At 48.4% G+C, this 13,223-nt stretch carries 13 protein-coding genes; 4 read left to right on the top strand and 9 right to left on the bottom strand.

Annotation, left to right across the window (positions count from 1 at the left end; translation table 11 throughout):
• Positions 1-118: 118 nt before the first annotated feature.
• Positions 119-1,327, bottom strand: coding sequence for an Acg family FMN-binding oxidoreductase (locus MHI45_RS23105; protein ID WP_076114484.1), 1,209 nt, complete (start codon positions 1,325-1,327; stop codon positions 119-121).
• Positions 1,328-1,340: 13 nt separating this feature from the next.
• Complete coding sequence (locus MHI45_RS23100; RefSeq protein ID WP_076114485.1) at positions 1,341-1,988, bottom strand: TetR/AcrR family transcriptional regulator; 648 nt, start codon at positions 1,986-1,988, stop codon at positions 1,341-1,343.
• A 270-nt stretch (positions 1,989-2,258) separates the two neighbouring features.
• On the opposite strand from MHI45_RS23100, the gene MHI45_RS23095 reads away from it, so the two are divergent.
• Complete coding sequence (locus MHI45_RS23095; protein WP_076114486.1) at positions 2,259-2,384, top strand: DUF4023 family protein; 126 nt, start codon at positions 2,259-2,261, stop codon at positions 2,382-2,384.
• Between the two features lie 93 nt (positions 2,385-2,477).
• On the opposite strand, the gene MHI45_RS23090 is transcribed toward MHI45_RS23095, so the two are convergent.
• The 3 genes from MHI45_RS23090 to MHI45_RS23080 form a co-directional block, all read right to left on the bottom strand.
• Complete coding sequence (locus MHI45_RS23090) at positions 2,478-3,173, bottom strand: hypothetical protein (RefSeq protein WP_076114487.1); 696 nt, start codon at positions 3,171-3,173, stop codon at positions 2,478-2,480.
• Positions 3,174-3,332: 159 nt separating this feature from the next.
• A complete protein-coding gene (locus MHI45_RS23085; RefSeq protein ID WP_076114488.1) occupies positions 3,333-3,860 on the bottom strand; it encodes a GNAT family N-acetyltransferase in 528 nt (175 codons plus the stop codon).
• 57 nt (positions 3,861-3,917) lie between these two features.
• A complete protein-coding gene (locus MHI45_RS23080; RefSeq protein WP_144024508.1) occupies positions 3,918-4,769 on the bottom strand; it encodes a hypothetical protein in 852 nt (283 codons plus the stop codon).
• A 543-nt stretch (positions 4,770-5,312) separates the two neighbouring features.
• Between MHI45_RS23080 and MHI45_RS23075 the strand changes: the two genes are divergently transcribed.
• A complete protein-coding gene (locus MHI45_RS23075; RefSeq protein WP_076114495.1) occupies positions 5,313-6,854 on the top strand; it encodes an acyl-CoA synthetase in 1,542 nt (513 codons plus the stop codon).
• Between the two features lie 119 nt (positions 6,855-6,973).
• Here MHI45_RS23075 and MHI45_RS23070 read toward each other — a convergent pair whose 3' ends face one another.
• From MHI45_RS23070 to MHI45_RS23055, 4 genes are all read right to left on the bottom strand, one after another.
• Positions 6,974-7,867 carry a CPBP family intramembrane glutamic endopeptidase gene (locus MHI45_RS23070; RefSeq protein WP_038586042.1) on the bottom strand — a complete coding sequence of 298 codons (894 nt, stop codon included), beginning with the start codon at positions 7,865-7,867 and terminating at the stop codon, positions 6,974-6,976.
• 74 nt (positions 7,868-7,941) lie between these two features.
• The gene (locus MHI45_RS23065; RefSeq protein ID WP_076114496.1) at positions 7,942-8,538 is read right to left on the bottom strand and encodes a hypothetical protein; all 597 of its coding nucleotides are present in this window, start codon (positions 8,536-8,538) and stop codon (positions 7,942-7,944) included.
• A gap of 177 nt (positions 8,539-8,715) precedes the next feature.
• Complete coding sequence (locus MHI45_RS23060; protein WP_076114491.1) at positions 8,716-9,156, bottom strand: HEAT repeat domain-containing protein; 441 nt, start codon at positions 9,154-9,156, stop codon at positions 8,716-8,718.
• Between the two features lie 158 nt (positions 9,157-9,314).
• Positions 9,315-10,220, bottom strand: coding sequence for an aminoglycoside phosphotransferase family protein (locus MHI45_RS23055; RefSeq protein ID WP_076114492.1), 906 nt, complete (start codon positions 10,218-10,220; stop codon positions 9,315-9,317).
• 388 nt (positions 10,221-10,608) lie between these two features.
• On the opposite strand from MHI45_RS23055, the gene MHI45_RS23050 reads away from it, so the two are divergent.
• Both MHI45_RS23050 and MHI45_RS23045 read left to right on the top strand, forming a co-directional pair.
• Complete coding sequence (locus tag MHI45_RS23050; protein WP_144024509.1) at positions 10,609-10,977, top strand: hypothetical protein; 369 nt, start codon at positions 10,609-10,611, stop codon at positions 10,975-10,977.
• A gap of 286 nt (positions 10,978-11,263) precedes the next feature.
• On the top strand, positions 11,264-12,448 hold the full coding sequence (locus MHI45_RS23045) for a nucleotidyltransferase domain-containing protein (protein ID WP_076114494.1): 1,185 nt from the start codon (positions 11,264-11,266) through the stop codon (positions 12,446-12,448).
• Positions 12,449-13,223 lie beyond the last annotated feature (775 nt).

Here is a 13,223-nt window from a genome sequence, read left to right as displayed (position 1 = left end):
CTCTTTTTTTCAACTTCTTTTTCGAGCCCGGCGTTGATGTTTCGCGGCCAGAAATAGAATATATCATGTATTTGAGAACATTGCAACACTTTATTTATATTACCCCTTTTCAGCTTTATTATTCTGAAGATTCGCTGATTAGCAATTCGTGCACATCTCTTCTCAGACTTAAAGGCGCTCCCTTTACTGGAGTACCCATACGCACGAGCATTTGAATGGTCTCTCCATCCGCTGCATAACTGCGGTGAATATCGCTGTATAGCCGGCTCATTTCGGGATATTCCTCCAACGCCTGGCTTAAGGGCTGTATGGCAAGCCCCAAACGGTGAGCGGACAGCACCAGCCTGCTGTATAACATTCCGCTGCGGACCTGGCTCAAACGGCTGTTGTCGGCAGAACGAATCATGGCAAAGGCAGGCGTGTTGTTTACGGAAGTTTCAGTCGATGTGATGAACTGCTTGGAAGCAGCCTCTCCCTTGTTCAGCGAAGGAAACAGTGTAACCAGACCTTGCAGCATATGACGCATAAGTCCATCCGTTCCCTGCCCCTCTACGGAGAAGCCATAACGATATTTATTCTTCTCTTTTTCATTAGATCGGAATATCTTTGCAGACTCTTCCATGACCGTCTCGACGCCAGCCTCAACAATAGATGCTTCTGTTATGTATGTTGCAAGCCGCTTCTTATTATCCGTATCTTGAACAATTTTTATGGAAATATCTTTATTCTCTTGAAGACCCTGCAGCTCATCCACCTGCTCGGCACGCAGTGCATCCGATCGGTAAGCCCCTCTGTTGGTGTCCGAAAGGAATAAATACGGGTAGAGCGGATGGCTCACGGAGTTCATTCTGGTGAGAGTGATGACCGCTACAGGTTTGGTACGCATACTCTGCACAAGTCTCTTCTCATCATAGTCACCTTCCGGAAACAGCTCAATCGCTGTCTCATAACCCAGTTCTTCTCCGGCAACCCTGGCATATTCTAAAAAAGTCCCCTGCGAAACCATGAACTGCCGCGCATATGGATCAACTGCAGGCGATAAACGTTCACTATCCGCATACAGAGCAAACTTCAGCGGATTGCTGCTGTCCAATTTGATCTTCCAAGGCTGCATGTTGTGGCTGCTGGCAGCCAAAAGCCCATGTGCCGCCAATTGCACCCTCGGGTCCGTGATTGCAGCAGAGTAGCTTGGCTTCCAAGGCTGCAGATACTTCTGCTCCCGGAAGAATCCGCTAATGAACATTAATGAAGCAAAAGTTATGACAAGCAAAACGCCAATCGCTGAAAGAATGAGAATCACCCGTCTTCTCCACCTTATCCCTTTCACGTTCTCTCCCCCTTTAGTTACGGATAGACTCAAGCATGAGAGTAAATGCTGCCGAAACCAGCTCATCCGGTGTTGTAGAATGCATGTGGCGGATGTATTTTTCCTTCTTATGCGCAGTATTCAGCACACCAATTACACAAGACCAAAGTACAAGCGCTGTTTTTACCACATCCAGGTCCTTGCGGATCTCCCCCTCATCCATCCCCTGACCCAAAAGTCCAACCAAATATTCCGTCATTTCTTCACCCAGGGCATAACATTCATCCCTCGCCTCGTCCGTCACCCCACTCTCAAAATCGATCTCTGCGGTCTCATATTCAATAATGGCCTTGAAGTATTCCGGATGCTGCCTGCTGAAGCTGTAAAAAACATCTCCCATTTGCTTCAGACTCTCTATAGCTGTAACTGCGCCTGCATTCTGGATCTTCTGCTTCAGCAAACCGATCATCAGCCTATAGCCCCGAATCATAATTTCAAAATAGATTTGCTCCTTGCTGTTGAAATACACGTATACGGTTCTTTTGCTGAACTCAGCCGCTTTAGCCACATCGTCCATGGTCGCCTGATTGTATCCTTTGGTAAAAAAGACATGCTCCGCCGCTTCCAGAATGTCATTTCGGCGGATCTGTTTTTCCTTCTCCCTGCGTTGATCGATTCCCAATGGTTTTACCGCCCCCATATTACACCACAGTGTTGTTAAGTAAACTATTAGTTTACTTTGCTCCATTTTAAATGTTTTGTCAACCATTGGATTGCTCCAGAAAAGACCAACTGCACGTTGAACAGTCACATACCGCTCAACGTGTATGATTTGATGCCTATATGGTTACAGTAACAAACAGCAGTTTGGTTAAGGCCTATGCTTCCGATTGAGTTATGTACGAAGTGGACCCGAGAAGCGGATGCTCACAATACTTTTAGGAGGTTCAGCATGAATACTCACGAATTTGTGGAGAAGTTTCAGGAGAATCAGCGGAAAGCGGAGAAAAACAAACGCCGGGGGAAAGGGTCACCCGAATCGAAGCTGCCCAATATACAACATAGTACGAATAAATAGACAAGAGGATGTCTGCAAAGCGAGTGGCTTTGACAGACATCCTCTTTTTTTTGCCGAGTGCCTTTAGTGGTCCTACGCCCAAAGGTCTGGCGCTTACTTGCTAAGTTTCGCCACGTTTACGGCTACATTCTCCAACTGTGCTTTACTCAACGATTTATCAGGGGAGCTGATGGTGACATAGCGGTCTGCTACTTTGAAGGTCATCATCGCAAGATCACTAGGTGTGTACCATTTGCCTTCCGTTCCATTCGACAGCTTCACTGTAGTTCCATCATAGGAATCAGAGTAATCGCGGGGAGAAACAACTACTCTCATATGTTTGAATAGAAAGCTTACCCCATCCTCGCCGCCGCCAATTTTCTGGAGAGCATCACCGCTGGTCATTTTGAGTGGAGCATAAGCAGTCTCAAAACCCTGGAAGTTTGCAAATGCCTTGGTGATCTCCTGTTTTTGTGCAGCGCTGTATGAAACGGCGGCCAACGTAACAGATGAGCTGTTATTGGTACCTATGATAACCTGGTTGGATGAGGCGTCGAAGGCCACCGGCACCTTCAGCACATCCGCCATCGCACGTACAGGCAAGTAAGTCGTATTATTATAAGTAATAGGAGCCAGTGTTTTGCCATTACCGTCTACCGGCGTATAAGCCGCTCCGTTTACTTGGAAGCCAATGCTATGGTTCAGATAAGCACTAATCTTTTGCAGATTTGTTCCTGCGTACACACCTGCCGAGCCCGTAACCGCCATACCGAATACCATCGTTGCTATGATCATTTTTTTGCTTTTCATTGAATATCGTCTCCCTTGCGAGTTGGTTTGTTATGTTCTTTGCTATAGTTCAATTTAATCATGAACTTGTTTCTAACTTGTATCCGGATTGTAAAGAAGGATTTCCAAACAGAACTGCCCGCCTATCCTAGCGATAGCGCGGGCTGTTTATGGGAAGAATCAGTATGGACGACTGCCTGGTGCTGTAACTTTATACACCTCAGTGTACAGGATTTCCCTGTACTGATGGAATTCCTCCTGGTTTATCGGGCGGGGATACGTCATAATACGCAGCGGCAGATCAGCCTGTCCTGTACGGAGCGGGGGCTGGTTATACTCATAGGCATTGAGGTGAAAGCCAAGCCGCTCATAAAACCCGATTCTCCGCCGCTCCAGTTCCCCGCTTGGCGGCTCTACCTCCAGCAGAATAGGAACGTCCGAACGGCCGATATAATTGAGCATCAGCTTTTTGCCGAGTCCTCCTCCCCTGATGCCGGGATCTACTGCTATATGCTCGACAAAACGCAGAGCCGGAAACTCCCACGCCGCCAAAAAGGCGAGCGTCCTCCCCTTGGTGTCCTGCTCAGTGAACAGGCGGTAGTTAGGGTTATGCAGCAAAGATCGCTGCCCGCTGTAGGTTCTGATCTCACTCACTGGAAAAGAAGATTTCATAATACCAAATATCTCATCAAAGGTTGTAGGGCCCATAATCAACTGCCTGCTTTCTGGTAAAGTGTGTATCGTTTAGACTGCTGTACAGGAGGTTCAGACCTGCTGCAGCTTGACGGAATATGACCTGCCATTATATTGAAACTTAATCATATCTTTATCTAACGTAAACTGTTTCATTTGCATCTTCCGTTCCTGTTCAAAGGAATATACATATACCTCATATTCATAGCTGCCATCGCCATCAGGACACTGGCTCACCGATACATATAGCTTGTCCTGTTCCTCGATTCCCCAACTATAGAAGTAACCGCCTGCGGCACGAAAGGAGAGAATTTCAATATTATCTGCCGGATCGCCGGTTTTCAGCGCCCAAGCCTGGTTCCTCAACGCCTGTGCGCCTCCCCGGAACATGGTGTACGTATGGTAGACTACATATTCACCTACACCCTGCAGACTATTGAGCTTTGTATATTCATCGGAAGCCTCCGGCAGTGCCAGCGTCCAAAGCTTACGGGCCTTCGCAGCATTCAGCTCGATATCCGCCGGATCGCTAAGATAAATGGTGAAAGGCTCCAGCGGAACACCTGCCGGATCAGTACCTTCCCCCTCCATTGGGGGAGCCGGTGACCAGACGATCCCGCTTGAGGTTGCCGCCGCAAAATTATAACGCTTCGTCGCAACATTGTGGCCTGGGAAGAAATAAGTCGTTCCATTTAATTTAATAGAGAGTGCGTCTGATACCGCCGCTGAGTTAGACGGTCCAGGAACAGCCGGTATGACGGTAGCGGCAGGATTAGCTTGGGCCACCCGGGAAACGATAGGTGACGGAATGGACGAAGAATCCGCTGAAAGATTACCGGCAGCCGCAGGCCGGCTACTGCAGGCTGACATTAAGCAGGACATTGTTAAGAATCCCGTTATAACAGGGATCGGTTTAAAAAGCATGCTGGAGTCTCCTTATCTTTCGTGAAGTTCTTTAATCTATATATTATAAGTCTTCCAAAGGTTGAATGGTCTCAATTTTGATAATTTTTCTCAAATTATGACTATAAAATACATTTTTCTCCTCACAGGTGTCCTTGTAATGCGACTGCGGATGGCGTTACACCTAAATCCAGGCTTCCGCTTCGCTCAGGAGGGGATAACCAAAGCACGAATCTGCGAATAACTCTCAAGCCTGCGCAAATGCCGAGCATATTCTGCTGGCCCCAAGCGAATCATAATCCTGCTCACCCTGCCCCAAGGTACTATACACAAACATTAATTCTATGATCGTTTCTCTTACGCCGTCATCCTTTTTATAGGCATTATAACAAAATAGTCACAGAACCTTCTCTTACCCACCTTCTCATTACCTCTAATTAGCATCTGGTACTAAGTAAAGTGCTATACTATAGAGTATGGATATACCATTACGTTTATATAGGAGAGGTTCATTTGGACAATCAGCATTGGATCGCACCGGAATTCTACAATCTGACTTCGGAAATGGAACAACATCCTTCCGATAAGATTGCGCTTAAATGGTTGCATGAGGATGGTGCTTACGAGGAAATTACCTACGGGGAGCTGCTAGGACAAGCTAACCGGCTTGCCGGCGGCCTTAAAGAACTCGGACTTCAACAAGGTGACCGCGTGCTGGTCATGGTTCCGCGCCGCATTATTGCCTACGCAATCTATCTCGCCTGCCTTAAGCTCGGACTCGCCGTTATCCCTTCCTCCGAGATGCTCCGGGCAAAGGATTTATCCTACCGCCTGCGCCATTCGGAAGCGAGAGCTGTAATCGTCTGGTCTGACGTTACCGCAGAAGTTAACAAAATCGCCGAAGATCTGCCGGCCTTGGACTACCGTCTCTCCGTATCCGGAAATGAAGATGAGCTTGGTGAAGGCTGGATCAGTTTGGAGAGCCTTATGGCGGACAAGCCGGATGCTTTCCCGGCCGTAGCCAGCCGCCGCGACGATATTGCCATCCTTGCTTATACCTCCGGCACTACCGGCAACCCTAAAGCCGTAGTTCATACACATGGCTGGGGATATGCACACCTGCGGATCACCTCATCCCTATGGCTGGACATCCGCGAATCAGATACCGTCTGGGCAACTGCAGCACCGGGCTGGCAAAAATGGATCTGGAGTCCGTTCTTAACTGTGCTCGGCAATGGTGCCACTGGTTTTGTCTACAATGGTCCATTCCATCCGGACCGGTATCTGCAGTTGCTTCAGGATCAAGCTATTCAGGTATTATGCTGCACCCCGACGGAATACCGCTTAATGGCCAAGACGGAAGGACTGCCGCAGTATGACCTGTCCAAACTGCGCTGTGCCGTATCCGCCGGCGAACCTCTGAACGAGGAGGTCATACGGACCTTCCAACAGCATTTCGACATTACCATCCGCGACGGCTACGGCCAGACGGAAAGCACGCTGATCATCGCTGCGCTGAAGGATCAGCCTATCCGTGTCGGGTCCATGGGCCAATCCATCGCGCCGGGCATTGTCGAGGTGATTGACGAGGAAGGGCAGCCGGTTTCTGCGGGTGTTGTCGGCGATATCGCCGTACATTTGAGCATGCCTGCCCTGTTCCAGAACTATTACAAAGACCCTGAACGCAAGGCGAATTGCTCCCACGGGGAGTATTTTGTCACCGGAGACCGGGCGCGCAAAGATGAGGATGGCTATTTCTGGTTTGAAGGCCGGGGAGACGATATCATCATCAGCTCAGGCTACACCATCGGTCCTTTTGAAGTAGAAGAAGCCCTGATGAAGCATGCCATGGTTAAAGAATGCGCAGTTGTGGCCAGCCCTGACGAGATCCGCGGCTCGATCGTAAAAGCCTTTGTCGTGCTAAAGGACAACAGCGCAGGCACACCGGAGCTGATTAAGGAATTGCAGAGTCATGTCAAGGAAATGACAGCCCCTTATAAATATCCGCGCAAAATTGAATTCATCACAGATCTTCCGAAGACTACTTCCGGCAAAATACGGAGAATTGAGCTGCGGGAGCAGGAGAAGCGGTCCGTGCAGGGGTAATGGATTTAAGTATCGTATCAGTGTGTAAACCTAACAAAGAGCAGCCCGGAACCGGGCTGCTCTTTGTTGCAGGTATAGTATCTATTTTATCATTCGGACTGCTTAACGCAGCAGCGACATCAACGATTAACTGAACCGAAGCCCTTGCCCATCGTATTCCTCATCCCCGCTCCGCGTTTGACAGCCAATAGCATAAAAACAAAAACCAACCCAAGCACAAGCGTTGTTACAAGACTTCCCTCTACTCCAAAATCTCCTCCAGTCATCCAATCGGCACCCGTTAATTTCAGCGAATACAACCCATGTGGTGTATTTCCGCTGACTGCGATGCCCAGTACATACCCTTGAAACAGATTCCACGAGATGTGCAGGGCTATCGCAAAATATAAGTTTCCTGTCCGGATGACCATCGTTGAGAAGATAAGGGCTATCAACACAATATTAAGAAAGCATATCCCGTTGTAGCCCGGATTGGCCATATGCGCCAGTGAGAACAGTACAGAGGTGATGGCTACGGCCCAATAAAGGCCCACGCGACTAGCCAGCAGATGCTGAATAAATCCTCTGAACAGAATTTCTTCGCAGATTCCAGCTATGACTGCGGTGATGACCAGATCAACCATATCTAGCCGCATAAATTGAGGGTTGGCCCACTCCCCCTGAAAGGTTGCTGAGCCGAACCCCCACAGCAGCAGAGAAATACATGTCAAGAGTAGCATTCCGCTAATGAATCCTTGAATGAATCTGGCTCCGTCAGGCCGCGGGAGTCCAATAGAGATTAAGGGAAGTTTATGCAGGACACGTACCGTAAACCATACGGTGATCAACATATAAAGACCATTTGATTTGAATATCCGCACCCAGCCGTCCTGGTCGAACCATTGCCGGGAATCCACCCGCAGCGAGACCCCAAATGAGACAATCATTGTAATAGCAAATATTGCCGCTGTCAGCAGCAGTATCTCCCATCCTGCTCTGATTTGGCGGTTTTTATTTCTAAATAGATTATGCATCTAACCTGCACCTTCCCTTTACCAGTCTGTCCATTAGACGGTAAAAAAGGAAGAACACCTGCAACAGATTTGGATTATTCCGCCCAATATTCCGCAGCCGGATTGAGGGCTGCACCTACCTCGCCTTCTTTGACTAAATCGCAGTCGAGATAACCTTCCTCATCTAAAAAATAAACTTCCTGCTTATAGAATTCGCATAACGTCTCCAGAAATTTCTGCGGTGAATCATACATCACAACCAGGTCGCCGTAGTCATGCAGCAGGTCGCAAATCCGCTCCGTTCCGTCAGTGGACCGGTAGTAGCAAATAAAGTCGCTGCCGTAATTGGTCAAGATCGGAAGAATCACTCCGTCTGTCTGGTGGCCCTTCTCCTCCAGAATGCCTGCCAGCACCTGCATTTCCTGCTTATATTCCTTGATATGAATCAGCCTGTATCCCGGTATGAACTCAATCAGGCTCGGTTCTTCTTCATCGCTGCCGGTACCGGAAACCGTGCTGTAGATTACTTCTAGAAGCTCTGGCACTTCGGGTACGATGCTGCTGATTGAAGAGTTACCGTCTTCCGGACGGCTTCCCAGGCTGGCAATATAATTGGGGCGTAATTCCCCGGAGAGCTTAAGAAATTCCTGAAATTGCTCAAAGAGCGGTTCGGTTGATGGGTTTGTGTTCATGTTGTCATCCTTTGTGTAATTGATATAGGAAAAGATTGCTGCTGCAATGTTCCGTTCTCTTCCTCTTGCCACCTTATTATATATCCGCCGGGCTTAGCAATGGAGTAGCGGCTGGAACTAAAAACGAAAGAGCCAAGGGCTTGTCCAGTCCTTGGCTCCCCGCTATATTACTGCTAACTATTTCGTCGCTGAAATCCACAACTTCTCCAGCCATTGATCAAAACCCTCGCCCTTCTCACCTTCGTAAGCATCGTAGACGTCGATTCTCATCTTCTTCAGCTTTTCCTTGAACTCTTCATACGAATGGTCTTTAGGGAGACTCTTCTTGATGCGCAGCGCAATCTTGGATACGCCTCTGAACAGCTCTGCCTTATTCTTCGACGGCACCTTCACATCTTCGCCGAAGGCTTTCAGCTTCTCATACGCAGCTTCTTGAACGGTATATACAGGATCGCTAATCATCAGGCGATTCAGAATATCGATAATTTGTTTGTGCTTCGTCTGTCCCAGCTCTTCCACTGCAGCAAGACGCGCTCTCCAATCCGCCGAACGGCCGGCGGCTTTCTTCAGCTCCTCGTAATTCTCGGGCAGCTCTTGGTTCACTTCTTCATTATTCAAACGATACAATCCCCTTCTTGGTTAAATCTGCTGATAGTGCAATTCTACCGTACTGCACTCCTTGATTTCAATCTTTTGGCCAAACATTAATACGCCGTAAAAAAAATCCTGCAGAATCGCCTTCGACTTCTACAGATTGCGGGCATCTTCGATGTGCCTTATGCCTGATACCAGCGCGGAATGACTCTACTGAAATAATCATAATCCTCCAGTGCCATTCTGCCGCGTGTCATCATGCATTCAATGTCGGCTGCCCCAAAGGGGATCGACCACTTAATCGAAAAAAGCGAGCTGTAGGCCACGTACAGTGCCTGCCTGTTCCAAAATTCCTCTGGAGGCGTTCCTTCGAAATATCCTTCAAGCTTGCCTTTGGCAAACGGAACGCTCCGGTCTCTGTCAAAAAACTGCAGCTTATAGAACTCTTCAACATAATCTCCGTTGTCCCAACGGTTGAAATCAATAACTCCAATCCCGCCTTCAGGGGTGTAGATGAGATTGCCCATGTGAAAGTCTCCGTGCTGGTAGACCTTCTTCACATTATGGATAAGCCCGATATTTTCTTTTACATAAGCAATAGCTTGCTCATCGCCCTTCAAATGATACGGGCAGTCTTCGTATTCTTTGATCCGGGCCAGAATTTTCGCCTGCATCTGTACTTCCCATTGAGGAAGGTCATTGCTATTCGGGATGGAATGCATCAGCTTCAATATCTTTCCCGCCTCCACGCCAAGCTCATACTGTTCCTTAGCCGTTAGCGTAAGCAGACACTCCTCCAACGGACGACCCTCTACCCACGTCAGCAGCATATAGGTATACCTGCCTTGGCCGCATGTTCCGAAATCAATCACCCGTGACATCGGGAAATCAAGCTCATTAAACAGCTTTACAACCTGATGCTCTGCCTGCTTCCGCTGGAAGGCTTCAATGCCTGAGATCCTCAGCAGCAGCTTGCGCCCGGCCTCATCCTCGACATAATACTTTTTATCCTTCGACCAGCCCTTAAGTACCGGTTCAATGATTGTCCATGATTCCGCCCCGTGAATTCCGCTTAGTTCCTCATGCAATTCCCTCTCCCCCTTAAGATCTAGAAGTCAGAGATTTCCCAAACACGCTTCTACTATAACTATTTTAAATTCAGTTCGGGCAACGTCAGTGTCGCTCTCCTCTTCTTGTGGCATCGGATAAATATCTTAACATAAATGGACGCTACTGGAAATGCAGTATTAACTGGCCAAAATCAGAATTATCCACTCGAAAAGTGGGGGATTTCATTCCCCTGTAATGGATGAAAGTGGTAAAATATTCGCGCAGACGGATTCACTGCAGTCCTAATCTGTTCGAAATAAGAAATAGGAGAAGGTGATACTCATTCCAGCAGTTATTGCAGCAGGTTGCATTGCGGTCCTTGCATTGGTTGGACTAGTCTTGAGATTCCTACAGGTACGGAAGCAGATGAGCGCCTGTGAGATCATATTTTCTGAGCGTTTGGCTAACTTCTATGGTCTTTCTTCCCTAGGCCCAGGTCAACTCCGCGGAAACGGCTGGCTGGCCTTGACCAAAGATTCCCTGATGTTCAAGATGTATTTTCCGGCCAAAAGCTTAACCATTCCTCTCGAAACGATAAACAGGGTGGAAGCCGTACGTACCCATCTGGGCAAAACCGGAAAAGCGGGTTCCTCCCTGCTCCGTATCAGCTATCTCTCTGGAGAGCACGAAGAAGCTGCCGCCTGGAACGTGGACCATACCGTACAATGGATCGAAGGGATTAGGGCAAACGGTAGAACAGACCTCTTTTCCCGGGAAGGAAATCGGCATCTATAAAGAGGCATCCGGGTGCTCTACAACGAGATGGAGAATGGTAAATACGTCCGACAGACCGCTTTCAGTGTTTGAATTTTCATTGTGGATTTGGGCAATCATAGAGTTTCTTACATGCTTCTATTGCACATTGTATGTTTAATTAAAGACATGTCCAATGCAAGAACAATGCACATCATCCACATAAAAATTGACAAATTTCGGATGACGGTGTTACGCTCACAATGCGTTCTTTAAATAGAACAAATCCGCCAATGGATCTGTTCACATTCCACTAAGGAGAGTCTCTATGACTGACCGGTATACCCTTGATAAAAGGAGCTTATCTAAGGAAGTATTACTTCTTCTTGCACTACTTACAGCTGACAGCATCGATGATATGGCGGAGCGGAATCCGGTGCGGTTCGCGGATATCGACTGGGAGCTGATGATCCGGCTATCGCTGCATCACCGCGTTTATCCTTTTTTATATCCCAAGCTTAGCCGCATGCAAGGTGAATCTGTACCGTCTGTGGTTACCCAGCGTTTGAAATGGGAGTACCGCAGAAATACCGTCCAGATGCTTCAGCTCAGCGGTGAAATGGGGAATATCGGCGAATCGCTTGCCCGGCTGAATATCCGTTCTCTGTTTCTGAAGGGTCCGGTGCTTGCACAGGATTTATACGGTGATATCTCGCTGCGCACCTCGCGTGACCTCGATTTTATTGTGCCGATGGAACAGCTGACTGAGACAGAAGCATTGCTGGTCTCTCTCGGTTACGTGAAAGAAGAGGAATTCGAGAGCATATTGGGAGACTGGAAGTGGCGCGAACATCACAACACCTTCAATCACCCCGCCAAAAACATCAAGGTTGAGGTTCATTGGCGATTAAGTCCAGGGCCTTCTAAGGAGCCGGATTTTGATGAGCTTTGGAAACATGCACGGACAAGCAGCCAGCTCGGACAAAACGTCCATTACTTGGGCAGGGAGGATTTATTCCTGTTTCTGGCTGCGCATGGGGCAAGGCATGGCTGGTCGAGGCTGAGATGGCTGCTGGATATCAAACAGCTGCTTCTGCAAGAGCCTGACGCCGGCGTGTTGACCGGGCTGCTCCGGCGTTATAATTACGACAGCGTTGGCGGACAAGCCTTGATCCTCGCGGCGGATTTGCTGGAAGCGCCGATTGCTCCCGGTCTGTCCGGGTTGACGGACAAACCGAAGGCTCGCCGGTTGGCACAGCTTGCACTTTTCTATGTGGCACGTATGGTTAACCTGCACAATCCGCCCCTGGAGCCCGAGGTGGAGCGGCATTACAAATATTATCAGCCGGCGATTCTTACGCCGTGGCATCAGTTCCTGTATGCAGCGGGCTTCCTTTATCCTTACGCGGTGGATGAGAAAACGCTGCCCCTGCCGAAGCCACTGCATTTTCTTTATTTCCCCCTACGCCCCTTCTTATGGACTTGGCGGAAACTAACCGGCAAAAAGAATTAACCTTTTTACATAAGTGTGATACGGCAGCTGCTACAGGGCGGGCCAAATACAAATGTACAACGTGGACGGAGATACACGCCTGTGGCTTGGGTTTGGGTTTGGGTTTGGGTTCATAGTGCGGGTTCGAGTTCATAGTGCGGATTCGAGTTCATAGTGCGGTTCGAGTTCATAGTGCGGATTCGAGTTCATAGTGCGGTTCGAGTTCATAGTGCGGTTCGAGTTCATAGTGCGGGTTCGAGTTCATAGTGCGGATTCGAGTTCATAGTGCGGTTCGAGTTCATAGTGCGGTTCGAGTTCATAGTGCGGGTTCGAGTTCATAGTGCGGATTCGACTTCATAGTGCGGATTCGAGTTCATAGTGCGGTTCGAGTTCATAGTGCGGTTCGAGTTCATAGTGCGGTTCGAGTTCATAGTGCGGTTCGAGTTCATAGTGCGGTTCGAGTTCATAGTGCGGTTCGAGTTCATAGTGCGGTTCGAGTGCGAGTACAGGTGGAAGTGCGAGTTCGGGTTCCACCCTTTGTTTGGTTAGTTGTATTTCGTGCAGTTATAATCCAGCTTTTCGTGTTCGATATGGATATAATTGCACTCCTTACATCTATTTTGAGGAATTCAGCTAAAAGTGAGCAAATTCCTGTTTTTAGTTGCACAGACTACATCTAACTCCTAGAAACGGCCGCCGCGGCACCAAATAGCTGCAGTAACTACATCTAACTCGGCTGCTGTCCAAATCAAACCTTCATCTATATAAGCTAACCTTGAGATTGCGGCGGAGTGAT

This window comes from Paenibacillus sp. FSL H3-0321 (assembly GCF_038002865.1).
In the GTDB taxonomy this organism is placed as follows: domain Bacteria; phylum Bacillota; class Bacilli; order Paenibacillales; family Paenibacillaceae; genus Paenibacillus_AQ.
Note: the sequence above shows the minus strand (reverse complement) of the source record. Positions and strands in the feature narration are given on the sequence as shown.